Source organism: Nostoc sp. DedSLP04 (assembly GCF_034530775.1).
GTDB lineage: Bacteria > Cyanobacteriota > Cyanobacteriia > Cyanobacteriales > Nostocaceae > Nostoc.
The window spans coordinates 1-25,423 of the sequence record NZ_JAVRCL010000087.1 but is presented as its reverse complement, the minus strand read 5'-3'; the positions used below and the strand labels follow the sequence as shown (position 1 = coordinate 25,423).

Annotated in this window: 19 protein-coding genes and 1 pseudogene; 7 read left to right on the top strand and 13 right to left on the bottom strand. The window is 42.1% G+C overall.

Features of this window, described 5'->3' with window-relative positions; translation table 11 throughout:
* Positions 1-66: 66 nt before the first annotated feature.
* Both RMX89_RS31685 and RMX89_RS31680 read right to left on the bottom strand, forming a co-directional pair.
* Positions 67-941 (bottom strand): IS630 family transposase gene (locus RMX89_RS31685; RefSeq protein ID WP_322691730.1). Its coding sequence is split into 2 segments (ribosomal slippage): positions 67-609 and positions 612-941, totalling 873 coding nucleotides; the frame shifts between segments, so codons are not numbered across the junction.
* A 227-nt stretch (positions 942-1,168) separates the two neighbouring features.
* Positions 1,169-2,071 carry a class I SAM-dependent methyltransferase gene (locus RMX89_RS31680; RefSeq protein ID WP_322685159.1) on the bottom strand — a complete coding sequence of 301 codons (903 nt, stop codon included), beginning with the start codon at positions 2,069-2,071 and terminating at the stop codon, positions 1,169-1,171.
* 251 nt (positions 2,072-2,322) lie between these two features.
* On the opposite strand from RMX89_RS31680, the gene RMX89_RS31675 reads away from it, so the two are divergent.
* Positions 2,323-3,831 (top strand): hydroxysqualene dehydroxylase, encoded by a 1,509-nt coding sequence (locus RMX89_RS31675; protein WP_322691729.1) that lies wholly within the window; start codon positions 2,323-2,325, stop codon positions 3,829-3,831.
* 107 nt (positions 3,832-3,938) lie between these two features.
* Entirely contained in the window at positions 3,939-4,304 is a 366-nt protein-coding gene (locus RMX89_RS31670; protein ID WP_322685160.1) for a DUF6464 family protein, read from the top strand.
* Positions 4,305-4,377: 73 nt separating this feature from the next.
* Here RMX89_RS31670 and fmt read toward each other — a convergent pair whose 3' ends face one another.
* Positions 4,378-5,409, bottom strand: coding sequence for a methionyl-tRNA formyltransferase (fmt, locus tag RMX89_RS31665; protein ID WP_322691728.1), 1,032 nt, complete (start codon positions 5,407-5,409; stop codon positions 4,378-4,380).
* A gap of 1,078 nt (positions 5,410-6,487) precedes the next feature.
* Between fmt and RMX89_RS31660 the strand changes: the two genes are divergently transcribed.
* Both RMX89_RS31660 and RMX89_RS31655 read left to right on the top strand, forming a co-directional pair.
* Positions 6,488-7,822 (top strand): hypothetical protein, encoded by a 1,335-nt coding sequence (locus tag RMX89_RS31660; RefSeq protein ID WP_322691727.1) that lies wholly within the window; start codon positions 6,488-6,490, stop codon positions 7,820-7,822.
* A 652-nt stretch (positions 7,823-8,474) separates the two neighbouring features.
* Entirely contained in the window at positions 8,475-11,738 is a 3,264-nt protein-coding gene (locus RMX89_RS31655) for a DUF4347 domain-containing protein (protein ID WP_322691726.1), read from the top strand.
* Positions 11,739-11,883: 145 nt separating this feature from the next.
* Here RMX89_RS31655 and minE read toward each other — a convergent pair whose 3' ends face one another.
* The 6 genes from minE to RMX89_RS31625 form a co-directional block, all read right to left on the bottom strand.
* Positions 11,884-12,180 (bottom strand): cell division topological specificity factor MinE, encoded by a 297-nt coding sequence (gene minE / locus RMX89_RS31650; protein ID WP_322674880.1) that lies wholly within the window; start codon positions 12,178-12,180, stop codon positions 11,884-11,886.
* 36 nt (positions 12,181-12,216) lie between these two features.
* A complete protein-coding gene (gene minD / locus RMX89_RS31645) occupies positions 12,217-13,023 on the bottom strand; it encodes a septum site-determining protein MinD (protein ID WP_109012001.1) in 807 nt (268 codons plus the stop codon).
* 181 nt (positions 13,024-13,204) lie between these two features.
* A complete protein-coding gene (gene minC, locus RMX89_RS31640) occupies positions 13,205-14,236 on the bottom strand; it encodes a septum site-determining protein MinC (protein ID WP_322691725.1) in 1,032 nt (343 codons plus the stop codon).
* A gap of 165 nt (positions 14,237-14,401) precedes the next feature.
* Positions 14,402-15,724 (bottom strand): four-carbon acid sugar kinase family protein, encoded by a 1,323-nt coding sequence (locus RMX89_RS31635; RefSeq protein ID WP_322691724.1) that lies wholly within the window; start codon positions 15,722-15,724, stop codon positions 14,402-14,404.
* Between the two features lie 160 nt (positions 15,725-15,884).
* A complete protein-coding gene (locus RMX89_RS31630) occupies positions 15,885-16,547 on the bottom strand; it encodes a hypothetical protein (RefSeq protein ID WP_322674877.1) in 663 nt (220 codons plus the stop codon).
* Positions 16,548-16,587: 40 nt separating this feature from the next.
* Positions 16,588-17,085, bottom strand: a complete 498-nt coding sequence (locus RMX89_RS31625) for a DUF29 domain-containing protein (protein ID WP_322691723.1) — start codon at positions 17,083-17,085, stop codon at positions 16,588-16,590.
* Between the two features lie 839 nt (positions 17,086-17,924).
* Here RMX89_RS31625 and RMX89_RS31620 point away from each other — a divergent pair.
* Together RMX89_RS31620 and RMX89_RS31615 are read left to right on the top strand one after the other, a co-directional pair.
* Positions 17,925-18,404 carry a hemerythrin domain-containing protein gene (locus tag RMX89_RS31620; RefSeq protein WP_322685170.1) on the top strand — a complete coding sequence of 160 codons (480 nt, stop codon included), beginning with the start codon at positions 17,925-17,927 and terminating at the stop codon, positions 18,402-18,404.
* A gap of 102 nt (positions 18,405-18,506) precedes the next feature.
* On the top strand, positions 18,507-19,628 hold the full coding sequence (locus RMX89_RS31615) for a Gfo/Idh/MocA family oxidoreductase (RefSeq protein ID WP_322674872.1): 1,122 nt from the start codon (positions 18,507-18,509) through the stop codon (positions 19,626-19,628).
* A gap of 137 nt (positions 19,629-19,765) precedes the next feature.
* Here the strand turns inward: RMX89_RS31615 and RMX89_RS31610 are convergent, their stop codons facing one another.
* The 4 genes from RMX89_RS31610 to RMX89_RS31595 all read right to left on the bottom strand — a co-directional run bounded on the left by RMX89_RS31610 (position 19,766) and on the right by RMX89_RS31595 (position 24,006).
* Complete coding sequence (locus tag RMX89_RS31610; RefSeq protein WP_322685172.1) at positions 19,766-21,055, bottom strand: Glu/Leu/Phe/Val dehydrogenase; 1,290 nt, start codon at positions 21,053-21,055, stop codon at positions 19,766-19,768.
* A 227-nt stretch (positions 21,056-21,282) separates the two neighbouring features.
* A complete protein-coding gene (locus RMX89_RS31605) occupies positions 21,283-22,425 on the bottom strand; it encodes a beta-ketoacyl-ACP synthase (protein WP_322691722.1) in 1,143 nt (380 codons plus the stop codon).
* Positions 22,426-22,513: 88 nt separating this feature from the next.
* Positions 22,514-23,314: a peptidylprolyl isomerase gene (locus RMX89_RS31600; RefSeq protein WP_322691721.1), complete on the bottom strand. Its 801-nt coding sequence runs from the start codon at positions 23,312-23,314 to the stop codon at positions 22,514-22,516.
* 122 nt (positions 23,315-23,436) lie between these two features.
* Positions 23,437-24,006, bottom strand: a complete 570-nt coding sequence (locus RMX89_RS31595; RefSeq protein ID WP_322667183.1) for a photosystem I assembly protein Ycf4 — start codon at positions 24,004-24,006, stop codon at positions 23,437-23,439.
* 918 nt (positions 24,007-24,924) lie between these two features.
* Between RMX89_RS31595 and RMX89_RS31590 the strand changes: the two are divergent.
* Positions 24,925-25,423: pseudogene (locus RMX89_RS31590) on the top strand (photosystem II D2 protein (photosystem q(a) protein)); the annotation flags it as partial.

Sequence of the window (25,423 nt, the reverse complement as noted above, 5' to 3'; positions counted from 1 at the left end):
TTTTAATCCTTTTATTCAGAATACTCGGAAAGTGACAGAAGAGGGATATAGCAACCGCCAAGGCGGTTAGGACGCAATATATAAGATATGCTCAATGGCATCTCGTAAACAATCAAACTGGTCTAGTTTTTTGCGGATTCGACTTTTTAGCCAAGACCAGCATTTCTCAATCTTGTTAAGGTCTGGAGAATAGGGCGGTAAGTATAGAATTTCACATCCTGCGTCCTGAATCAGTTGTTGAATGCGTCCACCTTTGTGGAATGTAGCATTATCCATTACTACAAATTGTCCAGGTTCGAGTGCTGGAAGCAAACAAGTTTCCAACCATGTTTCAAACACCATTCGATTACACGCTCCTTCACAGGTGAAAGGAGCTATTAGATTTTGGTTACATAGTGCTGCAATCATGTTCACCCGTCCCTCACGTCGTCCTGATTTAAGTGCATGAAAGCGCTGCCCTTTTTCATTCCAACCGTAATCATACTGGTCTCGGTTATCCATCCCAGACTCATCGAGGTAAACAATCTTCTCCGTTGGTAGGGTGGACAATTTCGCTATAAACGTCTGCCTTTTGTGTTCATCGCGTTCACAGTAGCCGTAGGTCTTTTTTTTCGAGTGAAACCAATTTTCTTCAATGCCCGTGAGATGGTGCGATCGCTAATTTGTCCCTGCCAAAGTGAGGCCATATCAACTTGGGTTTTATCCCCATGAGATGAAGCAAACTCACGAAATTTTTCCCAGTCGGTGATTTTATGACCATTTCCGGGAGGCTTATTAGGCAAGGCTTGGAAGTCGCCTGTTTCGGCTCGTCGTTTCAGCCATAAGTCTATGGTGTTGCGACTGATATTGAACAGAAGACTTGCTTCGCTTTTCTTTAAGCCATCGAGTTCGATGGCTTGAATGACCTTTTGGCGAAGGTCGTAACTGTAGGGTTTCGGCATATGTACAGCGATCGCGCTCCCCAGCAAAAGGAAAGAAACTATTTCCAGTTTATGCCCAAACCGCCTTGGCGGTTGCTATAACTAATTAATCAGACACGATATTATAATCATCTATGGATAATTATTGTAATTAAAAGGCATTTATTACAAAAGTAAAAGCACAACAATGTTGTGCTTTTGTAGATTATTTGTATTCAATTGATTGTGAGAATCAGAGAGTTTCTTAATTAATCCAGTTTCGTACTGTACGCACTAAAACCGTAAGCCAAAGTTTCTTTTAAATTATCGGATGGCTTGAGACTCCTATTGATAGCATTAGCAAATGGCACCGGAATCCCTTTGATGGTTTCCGGCAAAATCGCATATTCTGCGGTTGGTTCGACAATGTATTGTGGACACTTCGCTTTCATTCCAGCAGTAGCTAACATTTCTTCTATTTCAGCAGCTGAATATTGCTTGAGATAAACCGGATTTCTCACAAATGGGTTCAGCCTTCTGATAAAATTATGGATAATATGAGAAGGACAGGACTTATTGTGAAAGGAATGATTAAAAACAAAAATTCCGCCCGGTTTTAGCACACGACATATATCAGCCAATAAATTTCTTAATTGTGCATCTGGGATATGCATAAAAACGCAGTTAGAAATTACCAAATCTATAGAATTATCTTCTAAAGGCAATGTCTCAGCAGAAGTGCAAATCAAGTTAAATTCCGCTTCTGGAAAAAAATTGTATTCTTGTTTAACCTTGACTAACCTCCGCAATAGAGGTTCAGAAATATCAATGCCATAATATTTTTCACATTTCAGATTTTTCGCTTTAGAAAGATGTAAAGGTGCGCGACCATAACCAGAACCAATTTCTAGAATAGAACCGACAGATTTATTCAACGGAAATTTGTTCCAAGTACCTCCAGGTGTACCAGTTAGCAGAGTGTAATCTTGTTTAATGGGTGATGTTGCTGCAACTTTTTCAATTTTTTGGGAACCATAGTATGTTTTACCAATTGCATCCCATGTTTTTTTATGTTGAGTATTAGTTAATTGTTCATAGTCGCTAGGAAAATAAATTCCATCTCGTAATTCAAAGTCATTTAGACTGGATTTTACATTTGCTAATTGAGACATTATGATTATCCTCATCAATAGTGAATTCTGTTTTCTGTTATACTCTTAACTCAGCATTAACCGCAAGTGATTTTTACTGAACGGCTTTCCCTAAGCCTTTTTTCAAGTTTATAACTATTTTAAATTCGATGGAATCTGCTAGCAAAGAGCCTATTGCATCCAAGTGAAAACCGCTATAATGACAACCCTTGCTCGATCGCAACACAAGTTCGTATACATTAGTTGAGGGACTGCAACAATTGGAGGCTGTTATGGTAGGAGGGTTACAACAAAAACGGGTGGTAGTTGTAGGTGCTGGTTGGGCTGGTTTAGGAGCAACTTACCATTTGGCAAAACAAGGTTATGATGTGACACTTCTGGAAGCAGGCCCCTATCCTGGTGGATTGGTGGCAGGTTGGCAAACATCTGCCGGCAAATCTGTTGAAGCTGGCATTCATGGCTTTTGGTATCCTTACAGAAATATTTTTTCCCTAATCAATGAATTAGAAATTAATCCTTTTACTACTTGGACTCGTTCTTCGCAATATTCGCCAGCAGGTTTGGAAGTTGAATCACCAATTTTTCAAGACTTACCGCGACTACCCTCGCCACTGGGAACTTTTCTTTACACTCAGTTTAAACGGCTGCCACTAATTGACCGTCTCAGCGCCCTACCTTTACTTTATGCTGTCGTTGATTTTGACAATTCCGATGCAGCTTGGCGGCGCTATGATTTTGTAACTGCCCGTGAATTGTTCAAAGACTTTAACGTTGCTGCGCGACTTTACCGCGATGCTTTTGAACCGATGTTATTAGTGGGCTTATTTGCCCCTGGCGAACAGTGTTCAGCCGCCGCAACTTTAGGGATGCTTTACTTTTTTATTCTGGCTCATCAACCAGATTTTGATGTGGTTTGGTGTCGGGGAACTGTCGGAGAAAAGATATTTCGTCCTTGGGTGGAACGAATTGAAAAAGCTGGTGCGCGAGTATTGCCTAAGCGTCGGGTTACAGACTTAATTGTTAATAGTAATCAAGTTAAGGGTGTGGTTTGTGGTGATGAAGTAATTGAAGCAGATGCCGTAATTTTTGCGGTTGGAATCACCGGGATGAAGAAAATTGTCTCAACTAGCCCTAGTTTACAAAGTCGTGAAGAATTCCGTAATTTGAGCAATTTAGGAGCAATTGATGTTTTAACCACGCGAATATGGTTTGACCGTAAAATTGATATTCCTCGTCCTTCTAATGCTTGTTTTGGATTCGACGCAAGTACAGGTTGGACGTTTTTTGATTTGAATGCTCTACATGATGAATATCGGGATGAGCCGGGAACAGTGATTGAAGCTGATTTCTATCACGCAAATCAATTTCTCAATTTGAGTGATGAGGAGATTTTATCAATAGTTCAGGGTTATTTAGCAACTTGTGTGCCAGCGTTTCGGCAGGCAAAGATTATTGATAGCAGTGTAATTCGGCTACATCAGGCGGTAACTCACTTTGCACCTGGCAGCTATCGTTATATGTTGCCCGCCAAGACAAGCTTTGAGAATGTGTTTATGAGTGGGGATTGGATTGTGAACCGTCATGGTTCCTGGTCGCAGGAAAAAGCTTATGTTACTGGTTTGGAGGCGGCGAATTTGGTGGTGTCTTATTTGGGAGAAGGTCAGCCATCTGAGATTTTAGCTGTAGAAGAGGATGAAGTGCATATCCAAGTGGCGCGATCGCTCAACCAAACTTTGCGTAACTTGAGCAAATCTATCCTACCTAACTTTTGGTTGCCATAATCTTTAGGGACGCGAAGAGTGAATCAATAATTGTAATCTAAATTCGGTAAGCTAAAGAAAGCGATCGCGATACTATCCTTATAATGTAAATCAAATCACATAAGCTTATGGAGCCAGACTCTTTACCAACTGAGGTGATTCTGACGCACCCGCGTGAGTCCCTCGGTAGAGTGCAACTTGATTGGACACCCCAACCCGGAAACTATCTTGATTTTGAAGGTAAAACCTACGCGGTTTTAGAGCGCCGTCATAGATACAAACTTCAAGCTGGGCGCTACCGCTTGCATAATATTGCCATTTATGTACAGTCTGCTAAACGACCATCTGAGAAAAGTTTGGTAGCGGGACGTTGGGTAGTCGGCGATGCCACCTGCTGCTACAATGCTCATTCAGAACTCATTCGCTGTGCAGTCAACCCCGATGGCCCTTGCGAATCTTGCCGCTTTTATGAAAAGTTAGAAGTTAGGAGTTAGGAGTGAGGAGTTTGGAGTTTGGAGTTAAGAGTTTGGAGTTAAAAGTTATTCTCCCTCATCTCTTCCATCCCCATCAGCTTCCCGTACCAAAAACTTCTCCTACAGTTAAGCGAGTACCATTAACAAAATCCCATCCAGACTGGGGACGTTTACCAGCTAGCTGAACTTCTCGCAACAGTAATAAACCTTCCCCAGTCTGGATAATCGCGCCAATTCCTTTGACAATGCTGACTACAACTCCCGGTCGATCTGATACGTTTGACAAATCAGGCAATTTATGGACTAATTCTTGTAATTCTGGTGGGAGATCGCGTAGACGCAAAGCGGCTTGTCGCGAGACATCGCTCACAGAACCAAGAGGAGCAGAAGCAGTGATTTTCAACAGGTTGTTACGAAAGGTAGCGGTGCAGTTAGGGAAAAAGCCTCTGATTTGATTATGTAATTGAATCGCGCTTTTTGACCAATCCAAAGCATAATCTTGTTTTTGAATTAGAGAGGCGTAAGTAGCTGCTAAATTATCTTGGGGAATTGGTTGAATTTCTTTACGTTCCAACTTCAACAGAGTTTCTATCAACAAATCCCCACCAATCTCTGCTAGTCTGTCGGCTAAATCTTGGGCATTATCCAGTAATCCAATCGGTGTAGTGGCTATTTGGAGCATTGCGCCGGTATCCATCCCCACATCCATCAACATGGTGGTGATCCCCGTTTCTTTCTCTCCGTTATACAAACACCACTGAATCGGTGCCGCACCGCGATATTTGGGTAAAATCGAGCCATGCACATTAATGCAAGCTAATTTTGGCATATTCAAGATTTTTGCCGATAAAATCTGTCCATAAGCGACAACAACAAACACATCTGCATCTAATTGTTTGAGTTTAGTTAAAGTTTCTTTGTCTTTTTTCACCCGTTCGGGTTGCCATACTGGTAAGTTGTGAGCAATAGCGATCGCTTTTACAGGTGTTGGCGTAAGTTTATTTCCGCGTTCTCGGCGTTTATCTGGTTGGGTGACAACCGCCAGCACCTCAAATTCTGAATGATTCAATAATTTTTCCAAGGTGGGTACAGCAAACTGAGGTGTACCAAAAAATACAATTTTCATTAATAATTAGTAGTTTTTAGTCGTGAGTCATTAGTTCATCGTAAGTGCGCCCTTCATAACTGACAACATTAGACTTCTTGGCATTTGTCGGGGTAAAAGGTAAAGAAACTCAAAATCCTTTCCCTTTACCCTTTACCCTAAAAGTGCAAAAATATATTTTTGCAAGAGGTCTATTTAAGTTGCATGTTGAAACAGAATTCACTAAGCCTGCATCTAGCAAGTTTCTGTATTCGGGACGCAGTTGCAAAATACAGTTGTTAGCTGTAAATAATATTGGCTGTTTGGTGGTACAATATCTTCGTATTCATGAAACCAAAGGCTGCTTGATTAATTTAATAGTTAAGTTGACAAGCGTAACAGCTAGTATCAGCCGCATTTGCCTCTAGTGAAACTAATCACTTAGTGGTTTTTCTTTGCGAGTCGCTAGAGCATCTACCGAGTGAATTTTGTTGTGTTCCCGATCCTCTGCTTGAAATTAACTTTAAATGTAGTTACATTTCCGAAAAACTATTGCGTCTTCTAACTACTTCTGTAGTTTAGATAGCAATTTATAACTTTGGGTTGCTGATAGCAATATATTCTGAGTATGATGTATTATGCGTCCGCTTTCCCAGGTTTTTAATTAACGCCTCACGTTTACTATCATGAGGGTTTGCGCTGTTATATTTAGTGTGTAACCTAGCTTATTTGCTGTGTACTAGCGATCGCTAGTACGATCCCCGATAGCTGAGTTATCTAACTCTTGTTCGCCAGCCTCATTCCTCAAACTATATCCTCAATATTTTTAACCAAGACTTATTTTTGGTGTGTTTGGGTATAGCAACATTATATATCGTGTAGTAATTACTGAGTTCTCAGCATATTTACTATACTCGCATATTTTTGCCAAAAAATATTCCGTATCTAAGCAAGAAAAGGTGTAGACAATGATACTTAATTTTTGTAAACCTCTGCAAACTTTGAAGATATTATTTCGTCATTAGTTTTAGTTTCTTGTTATACATATAACTACCACCTGCTCGTTGCTGTTGATGTATTGCTTCTCACATAGCAATTGCCCCCTCTAGAGAGTCTACAAATGCTTAAACCCCTTTTGCTGTCAGGATGGTTCCGCACCCAACCATTTCTCAATTACGTTGTCGTTGTGATACTGATTGCACCTTTATTAGGAGCATCGGCTCACACGATCCCAGTAAGATCCGAAGTACATAAACTAACTTCGATAACTGAAGAATCTGACTCTGGATCAAAGGAAATAGCTGTAGTTGGGGAACCTGAGATAGCTGAAACATTAAAAACAGATCAAATCGAATCGATAACAGAAGAATTTGACTCTGTACCAACACAAAGTACTGCTGTTCAGGAACCGCAAGTATTACCAGCAAATAAAATTGAGTCTTCAACTGAAGTAGATAATTATCTCTCAAGCAGCGATTTAGATGTAAGTGATGTAACTGTTCCCGATTCTTTGGCAGCAGTTGAACTCGCACCATCAACAGATGTTCCTGTTAGTCAACTTAATTTAATACGCAAACTTAAAGCTGCTAATGTCAAGTCTTTGAGAGGACAAGAAAATTATCTCTCTAGAGAAAAATCTTTTACTGAATCATTGACAGCAACTCAAGTAGCACCAGCTATTAGAGAATCTCAATCAACCACAACGACGGAAATACCTGTTGTGGAACCAGCTAATGAGTCCCAAGCAGAACAAATAGACCCAATAGGTAGTCCTCATCCGATTCCTTGGAAATGGATTACAGCAACTCAAGAAGCTGTTGCTGCTAATGGTGGTTCTGGAGTGCGTCACTATCGCAGCGTACCCGTGATTTCTCCAGATGGTAAATATGCTGTTTATAGTCGGGTGCAACTGGAGGTAAAACCCCAAATGTACAACAGCCGTGTCACCAGCGTGATGTTTGTCCAAGATATGCACACTAAGAAATTGTGGGTGATGGCTTCAACGACTCCAGTTAGCGATCCTTTATTAAAGGTAAAGGCTGCAAAAGCGGAGTCTTCAGAAGAAACCGATCCGAGCGGTAAAATTGGGGTATTAGTTCCAGTTAGCTGGTCAGAAAAAGGCGATCGCTTCTTAGCACGCAAGTTTGATGGTATATTTAACACAGGTGATTCTACAGATAGTGCAGTGATTTGGGATCGGCAAAAAAATCACGCTAACACAGTTGCTCCTGTGAGTGACGAAGAACATGAAAAAATTGCCGTATTGTTAGGCTGGAGTAAAAGCCAACCAGATCGCGTATTATTCCGTGCAGGTGAACTGGGCGAGGAAAACTGGCCACTAATGCAAGTTGCTAATGATGGTAAGACTATTACTACAACAGACAGCGATCGCCCGATTACTTTTGGTAAAAAGGTAACAGAAATTTGGGCTGGCCCACAAGTTGCCTACCGATAGGTTATAAAAAATCCTACATACTCCCGTTGTCGTCACTGCTGACAACGGGATTTTTTTATATATTCCAAATAGGTTCTAGAAAAGTGGATTTGGTATTATTCGATTTCACCGAATCAAAACCTGACTTTCAAAAGTAAAGTTAGCGGAATACTCTTTTTAAGAAGTAAAAAGTAAATAGATAAGTAGGTCGGCAGAATAAAACCAAACTATATTAACAAAAATGAACGAGGCGAAAATTCTCTTCTCTACTGCCTCCTGCCTTATCCCAACAACAAATATTTACGCCCACCTACTTAATCCTTATAAATAAATTTAGGGAAAATAATCACGGACAGATTATTTATTTTACAACCCATCTCCAAATAAATATTTTTATTTTGTTCCATAAATTTAGTGACTTGTAACCATTTTTTATAGTTTTTTATGAGTGCTTTTTAACTTTTTACTTTTGCTTTATTCTTTCAATAAATAATATAATATTTGATATCCATTAAGAGAAAGAGTTATCAATTATACAGCGAATTGAAGGCAGAAATAAACTGCAATTATTGTTCATAACAACAAGATAGAAATACCTGGTGCGCCCCATTCAAAAATATCGAATTAAGCAAGCTTTTAGCTGGTCAGTAATTTATAGGAATAGAAACAAACTATGACAACAGTATCATTAGCTCCTCAACCTAACTTCAGCATTGGGTATAATTCTAATTTAGAGCGAATTTACAAGTATCAACAGCTACAACTAAGATTGATTGAGTGTGAAGCATTGGTAATCTTTGACAGCCGTGTTGAGGATCTTGAGATTCTTTATGCTGCCTTGTCACCTAAAGCTTTGGGTTATACTCTCACACTCGAAGACGATGCACTGGTAGTGATTACAAACTTAATAGCACAAACAAAAGCAAAACGGTTAGCCATTGTCGCCCACGGAACCCCCGGAGTCTTGCAAATTGGGGCATTGCCAATCAATCGCCAAGAAATCAAAAAACAAGCCCAATTATTGCAGCAGTGGAACGTTGCCGAAATTGCCCTCTACAGTTGCCAAGTCGGCAAAGATGCCGAGTTTATTAGCGAATTGGCGCAGTTGACGAAAGCAGAAATATTTGCCGCTGCTGGTAAAGTTGGCGCACCAACTCAAGGCGGAAGCTGGCAACTGGATATTCAATCAGACCGAGGGAAAATGAAGCCGCCTTTGACAGCAAATGGGTTAGCAAAATATCCAGGTGTGTTAGCTTCCCCAATAGCCCTTAATCTCAACTCCACCAGTAACACGCAGTTATTACGAGAACCAAGCGGACAAAGAAGTGGGATCACAGATGGTCATACCTATAAACAGCTTTTTGCCTTTGCGGCATTGAAAGAAGATGGTTCTGTCGTTACTTGGGGTAATAGTACTTATGGAGGAGATAGCAGTTCAGTCACTGGCCAACTTGCCTCTGGTGTCACCAACATTTCTTCTACATATTATGCCTTTGCAGCATTGAAATCAGATGGTTCTGTCGTCACTTGGGGCGATAGTGGCTTTGGAGGAAATAGCAGTGCAGTCAGCAGCCAACTTACCTCTGGTGTCACCAATATCTTTTCTACACATATTGCCTTTGCAGCATTGAAATCAGATGGTTCTGTCGTCACTTGGGGCTATAGTACCAATGGAGGAGATAGCAGTACAGTCAGTAGTCAACTTGCCTCTGGTGTCACCAATATCTTTTCGACAGATACTGCCTTTGCGGCGTTGAAATCAGATGGTTCTGTCGTCACTTGGGGTTTTCCTTCCAATGGAGGAGATAGCAGTACAGTCAGTAGTCAACTTGCCTCTGGTGTCATCAATATCTTTTCGACAGATTCTGCCTTTGCAGCGTTGAAATCAGATGGTTCTGTCATCACTTGGGGCCTTATTGACTATGGAGAAGCTAACATTCCAGTCAGTAGCCAACAACTTGCTTCTGGTGTCACCAATATCTTTTCGGCAGATTCTGCCTTTGCGGCGTTGAAAAAAGATGGTTCTGTCGTCACTTGGGGCTATAGTACCAATGGAGGAGATAGCAGTACAGTCAGTAGTCAACTTGACTCTGGTGTCACCAATATCTTTTCGACAGATTCTGCCTTTGCAGCGTTGAAATCAGATGGTTCTGTCGTCACTTGGGGCTATAGTACCAATGGAGGAGATAGCAGTACAGTCAGTAGTCAACTTGACTCTGGTGTCACCAATATCTTTTCGACAGATTCTGCCTTTGCAGCGTTGAAATCAGATGGTTCTGTCGTTACTTGGGGCTATAACACTAAAGGAGGAGATAGCAGTACAGTCAGTAGTCAACTTGCCTCTGGTGTTACCAATATCTTTTCTACACGTACTGCCTTTGCGGCGTTGAAATCAGATGGTTCTGTCGTTACTTGGGGCGAGAATTACTATGGAGGAGATAGCAGTTCAGTCAGTAGTCAACTTACCTCTGGTGTCACCAGTATCTTTTCAACAGATTTTGGCTTTGCGGCGTTGAAAGAAGATGGTTCTGTCGTCACTTGGGGCAATAGTGAGTATGGAGGAGATAGCAGTTTAGTCAGTAGTCAACTTGCTTCTGGTGTAATCAACATTTCCTCTCCCTTTGACACCATTGGACTAATCGTTGCAGAAAATAGCCCAACTAATACCGCCATTGGCACTTTCAGCGGCGTTGACCCAGACCCAGAGGACACCATTACCTACAGCTTAGTCTCTGGGACTGGCAGCACTGATAATGATTCCTTCACGATTAACGGCAATCAACTGCTAATTAATGCTTCCCCAGACTTTGAAGCTAAGTCTAGTTACAGCATCCGTGTCCGCATCACAGATCAAACTAATTTATCCTACGAAAAAGCTTTCACCATCAAGATTACTGATGTTAATGAAACACCTCCCACTCCCGTAGTTGATATCAAGTTAATTAATAGCATCAATGATATCTTTGAAATCGATGCCAGCGAGTTCACCAAAGTCAATATTAAAATCAAAATTAAAGGACACAGTTCTAAATTAGTCAACGAAATCGGTGTCTTCAGTGTTGATGACAGCCTTGGCACTATTGACGGCATTGCACCAGATGCCGCAGGTTATCAAGAAAAAGCCCTCTCTAGAGCCAAAATCATCTTCTCAGTTCTCGCCAACAACCCCACAGGCTTTAATCCAGAAGACCTCAGCCGCATCCTCGATTTGCAGGGTGGTACACAACTACGCTTTTATTTGAAGTCTCAAGGTAACATTATCTTCTCGGACACAACTACCCAAAAAATCACTTCCGAAAACGAAGGTGGCTTCACTTTAGGGTGGAAAGATGGTTCCCGTGGCGATTCCGTTTTTGATGACTTGCAAGTGAATATTCAACAAACTGATGAACAATTACCCATCGGTACATCTTTGCAAGGAAAATCAGAAGGCGAAGCCCTGGATTTGCGGAATTTCGCCACTGACAGCTTGATTAGTGGGACTTTCATTGTTAACCGCGAAGCATCTTACAACAACTTTGTTGGTTTTTATAAAGTCACTGATACTGATGGTGGCATTGATACTAATGGTGATGGCACAGCAGACATTCTCCCTGGACAAGCGGGTTATGTACAAGCTGCAATTAACGAAAGGGTGAGTGATATTGCCTTATCGGTAGGTAATCAAGGTACGGGAAACTACAATGGCAACTTTCAAGGCGGCAGTATTTATGTGCCATTTTTGATTGTCGATAGTGGAGTTAATGCTTTGTTAGACAGCAATTCTAGCAATGACCCAACAGTTTACTTCACTTTCTTGGGTGCCAATGCTGACAAGACTCAGCATGTCAAGATGTTAGGTGATAATATCTTTGGTTTTGAGGATCTCTCTGGTGGCGGCGACAAGGATTACAACGATGTCATTGTCAAGATTAATTTGACTCATAACATCGCTTAAGTAAAGATCGGTATTAATTTAAAACCACGCTTTTTAAAAAAATAAAGCGGGGTTTTGTTATCATACAATATCCCTCTTCTGCCACTCTGCGGCTGGGCAATCTCTCTACAACTATTAACCTAAATAAAAATACTTAAAATTATAACTACAGAGACTTGTCACCTCTTTCCCATTCAGGTATGGCACCTTTGACTCGGCGGATGGGCAAATTAGCAATTAAAGCTGTGGTTCGTTGGTTGCTTTCTAAGGAGAACTCCAAGCCCTCTGTCTCAACTTCAACATAGCGACAGACTACATCTAGGATTTCTTTCCGCATTTTTTCCAACGTTTGAGGGTCTATATCAGCGCGATCGTGAGCAATCACCAATTGCAGGCGACGTTTAACTTGAGTTCGACTGCTATCAGGGCCGCGAAAAAAAAGTTTTTCTAGAAGTTCAATCATTACGAATAGGTCTGGCGCGGAGACTGGAAAAGTAAGTTAGACAATCTTTGTCCTGAACAACCTTCGTATCCGGGCGAAGATGCTGTCTTGGGACGAGTCGATCTCCAGAAATTCGACACTTTCCCCTTCTAATCTACGAGCAATGTTCTCAAAGGCTGTGGCAGCTAAAGAGGGATTTTCTGCTAACACTAAGGGTTCGCCGCGATTGGTAGATACAATAACACGCTCGTCGTCAGGGATTACCCCGATGAGGGGAATGGCGAGAAGTTCCTGAACATCTTGCACTGACATCATATCATTTGCCTGCACCATTGCGGGTCTGATGCGGTTAATTATTAAATGAACACGCTTGATACCTTGTGCTTCTAGTAACCCTACTACCCGATCCGCATCGCGAACTGAGGAAATTTCTGGTGTGCTAACAATTAACGCTTCTTTGGCCGGGCCGATCGCATTTTTAAACCCATTTTCAATCCCGGCAGGGCTATCAATAATCACATACTGATATTTTTGCGCTAGTGCATTCACCAATAACTTCATCTGTTCGGGTGTGACTGCATCTTTGGAGCGATTTTGGGCTGCCGGCAGGAGTACGAGATTGGGTTGGCGCTTATCTTTCACCAAGGCTTGTTCTAAACGGCATTCTCTGGCTAAGACTTCTACCGCAGTATAAACAATGCGGTTTTCCAGCCCTAACAGCAAATCCAAATTTCTCAGACCAAAATCCGCATCAACCAAAGCAACTTGACGCCCCATTTTGGCTAAAGCCATACCCAAATTTGCTGAAACTGTGGTTTTACCCACTCCTCCTTTACCGGAGGTAATCACAATAATGCGAGTCATGATAGAAATGCGGTCAATGAGGGTTCAGGAAATATAAAACAGTAAATTGCAGTATAAAGTATGAAGTATCGTATCAAGTATGAAGAAATATCTGTTCTCCCCGATCTGGGTGAGGCATGAATATTTGTTTTATTTCATCTTTACTTATATACTTCATTCTTTAAGTAAATATTTATGGTTCTTAATTGCTCTTGGTGAATTGGTTTCTGGAAAAATCAGTTGCCCTAGCGATACGAATTCCTTGGGGCGTAATATGTGCCACCTCTGGAAAAAACTGCATTGGCGGTTTTTCTGGTGCTCTAGCTACAGCATCTGCGATCCGCAGTTGGGTTGGTTCCATTTGCAAGGCCATAATCAGACACTCACTATTGCCTCCAGCCCCAGCATGAGCGATTCCACGCAGACGACCCCAGATAATAATATCTCCATCTGCAATTACAATACCACCTGGATTTAAATCTCCCAAGAGAATTACTGTCCCACGATGACGAATTTCTACTCCAGAGCGGACTGTCATTTCTAAATAGAGGGCATCTTCTTGGGGGATCGCTGTAGCTGTTGGCTCGGAACTCAGGGAAGTTACGGGCTGTAATTGTTCTACTGAATACCCAGAAGTCACGGCAGCGATCGCAGTTTGCCGCCGACTGGTCGAGACAGATATGAGCCGCAGTTGGACATCGTTCAAAGCTTCGGCGAGTTCTTGGAGTTGTCTGGTATCTACCAAACGGTCTTGTGCCATTAAATGCACAGGTGTATTAGAGACACGGAAGCGATCGCCTGCACTCAGACGTTGCCTGATTTGTTGCCAAATATCTGACCAAGTGAGTTCTGAGGCAGATACTTGAGATTCCGAGGGCAAAATTAATAAAAGTCGTCCCTCCTTACTTCTTAACTGGACTTGAGTATTATCATTTGCACGATGCCCTGGTAATGCTAACTCATTGGGATTTAAATCAGTTAGGATAAAATCCGATCCGGCATCAGTATTTGACTCTACATCTGGGTCAGCAGGATTTGACTCTACATCCCCAAGAACAGTATCTGATTTTAAATAAAGGAGGACAGATTTTAACTCAGCATCCGGGAGGATAGAATCTGACTCTACATCAGAAACAGTAGAATTTACCTCTACCTCGGAAAGTATAGAGTTTGATTCTGCATTAGGAAGTGCAGAATTTGACTTTAGATTGGGAATCGCAGAATCAGAAGTCATGCAGTACTAGCCAAAAGACAACAGATTTTAAATTTTGGGTCGCACCTTTGGTGCGCTGATAGCGCAACTTGGATTTTGGATTTGTGTCACGGAAAAGGGGTGTTGGCGTAGCGGGATATTAGTCCGACATTAACCAAAAGACTCTTTAATCTAAAATCTCAAATCTCAAATTTGCACGGTCAACCTCTGATAAACTGTCCCCAAGGCATCAGCATCGCCAACGTTACCTGGAAACAGCACCACAGGTAAATCAGGAAACTGAGGATGATCGGATGGCGTTAACACCATTGAACAACCAGCTAAAATTTGACCCAGTAAACGGGCTGAAGTTAAAGCTAGTCCAGTACTCAAAACATCATTAGATGTAATACCACCCTTGCTGATTAAAAATCCTATATCAGATGGTAAACTCCGTACAATATCCATCAATAAACCTGAAACTTTTTCCCCAAACTCCAATCGTGTCTTGACATCTTTAAAATTCAGTTCCTGACGGCTAGTATAAACCACTGGTGTTTTGCCAGCTTTGTTTGCCGCTTGTGTACTTTCTTGAATTTCAGTTAGCAATGCCGCAGATTGATTTGCATCATCAAGTAATCGCGCTACATTCACTTCGATTCCGACAGTTCCTTCTAGTTGCAACAGCGCCTCTAATTGCTGGGTAGTCTTTTTCACATGGGAACCTACAATCACCGCGCCTGGTTTGCCTTGGCGCACGTACTGAGCCATGTTTTCGGCGGCAATGGGTTGGGGAGGTAAAGCGGCTATTGCCGTTAAAATACTTGCTGCACTGCGAAATAAAAAGCGTTTTCCTTGACTTGCTGCTGCTAATATGTCTACTGCAAAGCGGTTGAGATCGTCTTGAGTTTCACCATCGACGACAGCGCACTGATTACCATGAAGTTGTAACAATCGTTCCAAACTACCAGCGCGAATATCGGCGAGGAGAAACCTTTCTACAACTTCGGCCCTAATTCGTCCTTGAGTCTTTTCTTCGACGTACTTGGGTAAGTAACTGTGATGGTAGCTGAAGACTGAATCACGGGCAAATTCGGTTTCATGGACTGGAGTGGGTACGCCAGCAATCATCAAGTAATGCACACTGTCACGGGTGATGCGTCCACCTTCAAAAAAAGCTGGTACGAGAAAATGAGCATCAAAGGGCCCGAGTTCTTGGGCGATCGCATCTGTTTCAATCGGATAATGTCCCCGCAAAGTAGAATCAGAACGGCTGACAACTAAAAAATCGTCAATTCCTTCAGCCTTCAAAACGATTTTCAGGTTGTGGCAAACTTCTTTGGTGACAGATGCAGCTGACTCTGGCGTTAGCGCTCTAGTATTAGTCAGCACAAAGAAAATCGGCGAATCATCCTGCAACCCACGGCGTAAAGTCTCCACATCCCAATGCATCAGCAGCAAGCAGCTGTGGACTGTTTGAGAACCTGTAGGGTCATCATCCAGAACAATTATTTTGGGTTTGTTGCTCATTTCAGTCAACGGGGCGATTGTTTTCTGGGAAAGTTTTGGGCGACTAGAAGTCGCTACTACATAAGCAAAGTCCACCTCCGTGAACTAATCCAAAATCAAGGGTTTTCTAACCTGTGGAGGCAGGTAAATTCTCGTGTAACCGCTTTTACAAACATTCTCATTAGCCTTTCTGCAATTTTCTGATTTCTGCTTGCACATCGATCGCAATTTGCAATGATTGATTTAACAGTTGAGCGTATTCGCCTGCTTGACTACTAACTTGTAAAGCTCGCAGACTCGCTAAATTATTCACAAATAACTCTTGGTTATTAGCAAGCAATTTTTTATTATCTCGCAAAATTCGTTCCGTTTTCAGAGCGCGGACTAAATCTTCTCTAATTAGTTGCAAGGCGGAGGTTACTTTATCTCGGTCATGGATGCTGCTTTCTACGTTTCCTGATGCCGCCAATTGGTCATTAATATCGATGGCAGCAACCAGGTCATGATATTTATCAACTTCATCTAAAAGTATTGTCAGTCCTTCAGGACAGGTTAATTGTCGCCATAGCCATCGTCCCACTAATATCGGCATTGGCACTAAAATTAGTAAAAGAATTCCTAGTCGAACTGAAGAACCAATAGTTGGCAGAATAATAAACGCGTAAACAAAGCCCACAATTATTGGCGTTAGCGCCAGTGTCACCAGCATTTCACTGATAAAAAACCCTAATCGCTTTTTGCCATCTCGCAGAACAGAGGGTCGAAAAACGTCTTCTGGATCGAACCCAGTCAAACGTCTTAGTTCACCCTTACTAATTTCCAAGCCTATTAAATCCGGCTGCACGTCTGCATACTCCTATGGAAACCCAAGTTGCGTATTCATTTTAATCGGGTTTACCATGATGATTGTGGTTATATTCAGGAAACCAGTTTTCATCTAAGATTTGTTCTAAAGAACCAATGGGTATAGAGGGAAATATGTCAATGGCAAGTTGAGAGCGATCGCTTGCTTCTATCCTTGCATCTTGATAACATTCATCAAATATTTCTAAGATGTAAGGTTTAAGACTAGGACTCTCTTTAAGTCGCTCTTTAATCTCTCTACGGAATGTCCTGATTTCGCCTTTCCAATGCCCTTCATTTCGCTCCCGTTCCCTATCCCAATATATGAGCTTAAGCAGATGTTCCAAAAGTCGAATCAACAGACTTTTGACCGCTCGCTTTTCGCTCCTACCCATAGTTTCTAATTCTTCTAACAAATTATCTAAATCCACAGATGAAAACTGACCAGTGCGAAGTTGGTTTATAGTTGTCATCAGCCATAGATAATAATCTTCGTCGTATAAGGTTTGAGTTGCTGATTGGATTATTGGTTTTACCATACAATAGCCAAACTCCTACTATTTTTTTTATTGAGCTTCAATTGAGCTTCTATGCAATTGGAAGCCCAAGTTGCGTATTTATTTTAATCGGTTTTGGTGTGGATGAATTTCTTTAGTCAGATAGACTGAGGGTAAACGCCAACTCAGCGTGACTCGCACCCCTCCATTAGGCAAAGTTAACAGAAGTAACTGATTGTCACTTCTGTTGTAACATCAAAGACAAGCAAGACTTAGTACAGCATTTCATTAATTCGTAGCGAATTAAATTTGGCAATACACGACAATGCTAATGCATCGGCTTGCATTGTTAATACATCGGCGGCCTTGTTAATGCATCAGCTTGCATTGTTAATACATCGGCGGCCTTGTTAATGCATCGGCGGCCTTGTTAATACATCGGCTTGCATTGTTAATACATCAGCGGCCTTGTTAATGCATCGGCTTGCATTAAAAACGCTACGCTTTTACGCAAAGCTGTACTTAGTTGTGTTCAAGACTTATACCACTAACAGTTTCACTGTCAGCTTTGGTGTTTCAACAAAAATCGAAAAAGTCTAGCTAAGGTGCAGGAGCAGTTTAGTAGTTTACTGTGTGGGAATCTTCAACTGGTGTTTGAGGTTTGGGCTGTAGCCTTGAGTTGCTAACGCTACATACTCAACATCCATCATGCTGAGGTTATGAATTTCAGTCAAGGTGCAATACCGAAAATATTCCTTAAGTCTAAATTAAAGCTTACTCAAAGAATGAGGTTTTCATTTCCCAAGTCATTGAAAATATACGAGTTCCCATTCATTAACCTCCAAATATCAGTCTGATAAATCGATTATTACTGAGGTAAAATGGCTAAAACTAAAGCTAAATCAACAGACATTCTTTCATTAATTGAAGCAGAGCATCGCCAAGTTGAGAAACTTTTTGCAGAAGCAGAAAAAGCTAAAGGTGCAAAGTTGATTGAGCAATTCAATCAAATCTATATAGAATTGATCTTACATGCAAGAACAGAAGAATTAGTCTTATACCCAGCTTTGCGAGAATACGAAGAAACTGAAAAATATGTTGAAGAAGCTGAAGAAGAACATGAAGAAATTTCAGTTATTTTAGAAGAAATTAAGTCGCTTAAGCCTAATAACCCTGAATTTAGAGAAAAAATCAGTGAATTGAAGGAAACACTTGAGCATCATGTAAAGGAAGAAGAAAACGAAATTTTTCATGCTGTGCGCGAATGTATGAGCGATCGAGAGCTAACTGAATTGGGACAAGAGTTTCAAGAAATTAAAGCTAAGTTGACATCAAATGTAGAAGCTGCATTAGCAATGTAGGAATACACTTGTTTCAAATGTTTGCATAAATAGTTAGCCATAATTTCCACGTAATTAGGGCATTAAAATTACCAAAATATTCCTTCATAAAAGAGTAGAAAAATGACTGCTACAAATGGTAAGAACAAAATTCGTTATGCCGTTGTTGGTTTAGGTTGGTTTGCCCAACAAGCTGCCTTACCTTCCTTTGCCCAGGCTGAAAACTCAGAATTAGTGGCACTAGTTTCAGATGACCCCACTAAAAACGAAGAATTGAGTAAAAAGTATAGTATTGAGCATACTTACTCCTACGAAGAGTATGAGGACTGTTTGGCAAGCGGCGAGATTGATGCAGTTTATATTGCGTTACCTAATCACTTGCATTGTGACTACACTGTGCGAGCTGCTAATCAGGCAATTCATGTGTTATGTGAAAAGCCAATGGCAGTAACAGAAGAAGAGTGTGAGGCAATGATTAAAGCTGCCAATGATAATAATGTGAAGCTGATGATTGCCTACCGCTTACATTTAGAAGAAGCTAATTTACAAGCAGTTGAAATTTTGCGTACAAAGCAAATTGGTGAACCACGAATTTTCAACTCAGTTTTTACTCAGCAAGTAGAAGAAGGCAATATTCGTTTACGAGATGTTACAGGTGGTGGCACGCTCTATGATATTGGCATCTACTGCATTAATGCTGCACGTTACCTCTTTCAAGATGAACCAATTGAAGTATTGGCTGTAGCTGCCAATAACGGAGAACAACGCTTCAGCGAAGTGGAAGAAATGGCTAGCGTTATCTTGCGCTTCCCAAATGAGCGTTTGGCAACATTTACCTGTAGCTTTGGAGGAGCAAGTGTTTCAACCTATCAGATTGTAGGGACTCAAGGCGATTTACGAGTAGAACCTGCATATCCTTGGCAGGGCGAAATCAAGCATTACTTAACAATTAATGGTGAAACTCAAGAGCGGACTTTTGAAGATCGCGATCAACTAGCGGCTGAATTTACATACTTCTCTGATTGTATTCTCGAAGATAAAGATCCAGAACCATCAGGTACGGAAGGGTTGATTGATGTTTCGATTATTCAAGCACTTTACCAGTCAATTGAGACGGGTAAACCTGTGCAGATCCAAACTAGCAATCGCCATCAACGTCCCACATCGGATCAAACTATTGAGCGTCCTCCTAATGACGAGAAGCCAGACTTAATCCACGCTGCTGCACCTTCTGGCGAGTCATAATGCGATAGACCACTAGTTATGTTGTAGCGATCGCTTAACAAAAACATCGGCTATTCATAACATATAAGGGCACAACTATAATATTGTGCCCTTACATGTTATCTATTCAATTAAAAACTGCTGTCTATACCCAAATATTAAGGATAAAGACCTCTGTCAGTCAACGCCTGAGCCACTCTACCTACCCCCAGCGTGTAAGCTGCTAATCTTAAAGAAATTTGCCGTACCTCCGACTGATGAATCACCTTGCGATAGGCTTGCACCATCAAATGTTCCATTTCGCGGTTGACGCGCTCCTCATCCCAAAATACGTAAGAAAGGCCCTGTACCCACTCTAAATAACTGACTACTACACCGCCAGCATTGGCCAAAATATCTGGTAACACTGTCACACCCCGCGCCTCTAAGGCCAAGTTAGCCTCAAGAGTAACCGGGCCGTTAGCTGCTTCTGCGACAATTTGCGCCTGCACCTGATTGACATTTTCTTCAGTGATTTGGTTCTCCAAAGCTGCTGGTATTAAGACATCGCAGGGTAAAGTTAATAAATCTGCATTGCTAATTGGTACAGATTGCGGGAAACCCACAATACTCTTGCGATTTTCAGCAGCGTAGACTTTTAATTTGGGAATATCAAGACCAGCTTCAGAGAATATTCCCCCAGCACCAGTTGAAACGGCGATAATTTTCGCGCCTGCTTCATGTAGTAATTCTGCTGCGGCACAGCCGACGTTACCGAAACCCTGAATAGCTACTCGCACTCCTGCTAAGGATTTACCTCGATCTGCTAACGCCTCACGGACAATAATCATCGTGCCACGTCCGGTTGCCATTTCCCGTCCCAGAGAACCACCAATCGAAAGGGGTTTTCCAGTTACAACTCCTGGTACAGCATGACCAACATTTACCGAGTAAGTATCCATCATCCAAGCCATCTCACGGGCAGAAGTACCCATATCTGGCGCAGGAATATCTACGGAAGGCCCAATATCTTTAATCAACTCGCTGATATAACGGCGGCTGATTCGCTCTAATTCGCCAACACTGTAGCGTTTGGGATCTATAGCAATGCCACCCTTTCCACCACCGTAAGGAATACCTAATAAGGCACATTTCCAGGTCATCAGCATTGCTAAAGCAGATACTTCCCGCAGTGTCACAGCCGGATGGTAACGAATTCCGCCCTTGTAGGGGCCTAAAACATCAGAGTGCTGTACCCGATGTCCCGCGAGAACTTGGATTTCCCCATCATCTAGCTTCACGGGAATGGAAACTGTGACAACCTTACGCGGATGACTGAGAATTTCTAGCAAACCCTGATTTAAATTTAATTCTTTAGCTGCCGCTTCTAGGTAACTACAGGCTTGGTCAAAGGGGCATATATGCGCTGGAGAAGCAGGTTCTGACAGCAACGAAGATTTTGAAATCATAAATTTTCTCCTAATCGCGGTATCTTTACGAACCGGATATCATCTGTACTTAAGCTTATCCTTTTTTTTAGGGAAAACAAATATTTTGTAGTTTTTGTTACAGTTTTATATTTTATATTCTGATATACAAAAATATTCAAAAATCACCTTTTTTAAAGGCGCGCACTGTGTGGGTCTTAATAAAAATTAATATATTATGTTGGTCAGATAGTTAAATCTACAAGTTTTCACTTGGCTAATGCGATCGCGGCATTCTGTCCCCCAAAACCAAAACTCAAACATAATACCTGTCGAATTTTACTTAGACGTGCGGCTGTAACAATATCTAAATCAAATTCTGGCTGCTGCAATCCTAAACAAGGCGGTAATATTTGATGCTTTAGCGCCATGAGAGAAAAAGCTACACCTAAAGCTCCAGATGCCCCTAGTGTATGACCTGTGCTTCCCTTGGTGGAACTAACCGCCACGCCTTGGGGAAACAAACGCTGGATTACCATGCTCTCCATCTGGTCATTTAGCTGGGTAGCTGTACCATGAGCATGAATGTAATCGATATCGCCTGGTGAGAGACAACTACGTTCTAGACATTGTTTGATAGCAGCGATCGCACTTTTCCCTTCGGGTTCTGGTGAATTACTATGATATGCGTCGTTGGTTAAGCCGAAACCGAGAATTTCACCATACACTTTTGCTTGACGCTGCTTGGCAAACTCTGCTGATTCTAAGACAAACACAGCAGCGCCTTCGCCCAAGACTAAGCCTTCTCTGTGCAAATCAAAGGGATAAGCCCCAGTTTTTGCCAAAGCACCCATCTGCTGAAACCCAGCTAAAGTTAAAGGTGTAATCGGTGCTTCCACTGCACCTGCGATCGCTTGTTGACATTGCCCAGTTTGGATAAGCATAGCTGCTTGGGCAATAGACCAAATTCCAGTAGCACAAGCTGTCATTGGTGCCAAAACTATACCAGATGCACCAATTTGTCGCGCTGCTGCGATCGCATTTAAATGAGGTAATGTATCTAGCCAATTTCCAAAAGAGGAAATCGGGAAATGATTCGCGTTATACATTTGCCGCGCCAGCATTTCCCAAGACGCTTGATAAGAGCGACTCGATCCAATGACTACAGCACAATCAGCTAAAGGTGCAACTAACCCAGAATCTTCTAAAGCAGAAGCAACAACCATCCGAGTTAACCTTGTCAACTCAGATGGTTGTTGATTAATCAAACCTAGAGGAAGTGGTGTAAGTTCTGGAAATGGTTGATGTAACCGAATTCCAGATTTACCAGCGATTAAATTTCGCCAGCTATCTTCTAAGCTTCCACCCAAGGCAGAAACTAAACCAATACCAGTAACAACAATTTTGACCAATTTAGGAGTTAGGAGTTAAAAGTGAGGAGTTGAGAGTTAAGAGTTTTTCCCTTGCCCCCCTGCTCCCCTGCTCCCCTGCCTCTTTCTCCTACTGTCCAGGCGTTTTTAAGTTTTCAGCACCTTGAGTGACTTTAGCAGAGTCAATGCGATCGCCTTGCTGAATTTTGTTTACTACATTAAAGCCTTGAGTGACATTGCCAAACACGGCGTAGTTACCATCTAAAAAAGCTAGATCCGCTAAAGCAAAGTAAAACTGGGCAGAAGCTGAATCTGGTGATTGCGATCGCGCCATTGCTACTGCACCCTGTTTATGGGGCAATACGACGGGTTGAGCAGTAGCATCAAATGGTTTATTGTAAATCGGAGTATCTGAACCTTTTGGCTTAACTTCTAAAGGTATATAACGAGCATTTCCCGTTTTTGGGTCAATATAGCTACCAGTTCCTAGTTGATCTGCTGGAACTTTTGGGTCTTTGCTTTTGGGATCGCCCCCTTGAACTACAAAGGGTTGGGGTTCGCGTACAACTCGATGGAAAGCTAAACCATCGTACACACCCTTTTGCACTAAATCTACAAAGTTGCCGGCTGTAATAGGGGCATCAGTGCCATCTACTTCGATAGTAATCGGCGAACCTTTAACCGTGATTACCACAGTAGCCTTGCCTTCTAGTCTTGGTAAATCTGTTATTCCAGGAATACTCTCACTAATAGTTTGAGATACAGATGTTGCTTCAGTAGTTGTCTTGGTGCTTGCCTCGGTTGTAGCCGAGGTAGCAGTCGAGTTTGGAGAAGAGCTATTAGAAGCGACTTGCTGTGTTGAACATCCTCCCAACATCAAGGCACTGATAATCACAAGAGAAAGCAAAAATTGTGAAATTTTTAACCGCATTGCCTGTTACCGATTTAACCAGAGTATCTTATCGTTTTGAGGAGCATTGGGATTAGGGGAGAGGCGACAGGTAATAGGGAATAATCTGTACCCATGTTACCTCTACCCTCTACCCTAATTTCTTAAAGTCCTTCTAGTGATACTCCCAAAAAGCGGGCTAACTTTGCGCCTTCTGTTTCCAACTCTGTTAAAGATACCGGTTGTCCAACCCGTGTTAAGGGTATATCTCGCCGTCCTTTAATGCGTAGATAGAGGGCGCGACGGGGGTTAAGACCTTCTTTTATGTCTATTAATACAGATTGGACATCTTCTATGCGGCTATCAATCTGGATTCGGCGGTTTTTACCAGGAAACCCCCACCGGAAGATTTTGATTGCGCCAGTTTCCCGATCGAATTCGTTGTAACCGCCTCCAACATCCAATAAAATCACTAACCACAGGTATGTAGCTAATAGCAAGCCAGCAGTACCATATAACCCCATTACTAATCCTTGGGGGACAAATACCAGTTGAGTGGGATCGGAAACTATGAGTAAATTAACTTTTAAATAACTGGATATTCCAGCCAATAGAAAGCCGCTTGCTCCCAAGGTAACGATAGTTGCCCACCAGTAGTTACTGAACCGACGAGAACCGAGAACATTTTGGTGCAGGAGGCGATCGCCTTTGTTAATCGTTGTTGATGTCGTCATTGAACTACCATTGCCCGTGAGATACTCGCTGTCACATACTCGTACACTAAATGCTTTTGCATAGAGTGGTGGGTTCCTATGCCAATCCAGCTATTGCTTAGGAGGCACGGAGAGCTATGTTTTAAGTCCACGGGAACCCTGCCGCAGACTATAAATTTTTCACTTTGTACCTTACAAATTTTACTGTCCCGGATAATGCCGGCTTACTTGTACTACGGGACAAACCACTTAGGCTATTTGTATTAGTCAAGATATGCCAACTTCCTTTCTCCTTGTCTAACGTTTCACATAGGTTTTCCAGAGGTGTATCAACGACCGTGGCAGCGAAGTGACTATCCGCATTTTACCAAACATCGTTGACAAAAACTCAACTGCGCCCTTCTATGTTCCTGCTACCGATATAATTTTTTAGGGAGTGTTGTACTATTTTTTTACTCAATGGCCGATCAAAATTCTTTCTCCCTGTCCTTCAGCCCCCCTTATTCCCTGCCACCCTCTCCCTGCCTCTTTTTGACCTCTTGAAATGAGCGATCTACCTACCTCCATCTACATTAAATTTTTTTAGATTTCTGAGAAAAGTTGTGTCAAATTGTAAAATTTCTGATATTCATATTATTTATAAGGTTCGTGTTTCATAGCTCATTTCCTTTTGCGTATCAGGCAAAAACCCTGAGTAGTGTGATAAGTTAAGAATCATTAAGTTACCACAAGCTAGATTACTAGCCGATGGTACGTGTAATGTCATAACCCTGAGAAATAATGACTTAACTAGTCAGTAAGCTCTCAGAATCTCAGTTACTTAAAAGCAGTTGAGATTGTCAAAAAAAACGTTAATTTCTCACGGCAGTCGGTTACATTGGCTTTCCGTACTACCTTAGAAACGTTGCAATTTTAGTAAAAAAAGAGGATTTAAGTCCGATGACCATCGCAGTTGGACGCGCCCCCAGTAGAGGGTGGTTTGACGTTCTAGACGACTGGCTCAAGCGCGATCGCTTCGTATTCGTAGGTTGGTCAGGGATACTATTGTTCCCCTGCGCCTTCCTAGCACTAGGCGGTTGGCTGACCGGCACCACCTTTGTCACCTCTTGGTACACCCACGGATTAGCCTCCTCCTACTTAGAAGGCTGTAATTTCCTAACAGTAGCAGTATCCACCCCCGCCGACAGCATGGGACATTCCCTATTGCTGTTGTGGGGACCAGAAGCCCAAGGCGACCTCACCCGTTGGTTCCAATTAGGTGGGTTGTGGCCATTTGTTGCCCTACACGGAGCCTTCGGTTTGATTGGCTTCATGTTGCGGCAATTTGAAATTGCCCGTCTAGTAGGAATACGTCCTTACAACGCTCTGGCTTTCTCCGCTCCCATTGCAGTATTCGTCAGCGTATTCTTGATGTACCCCTTGGGACAATCTAGCTGGT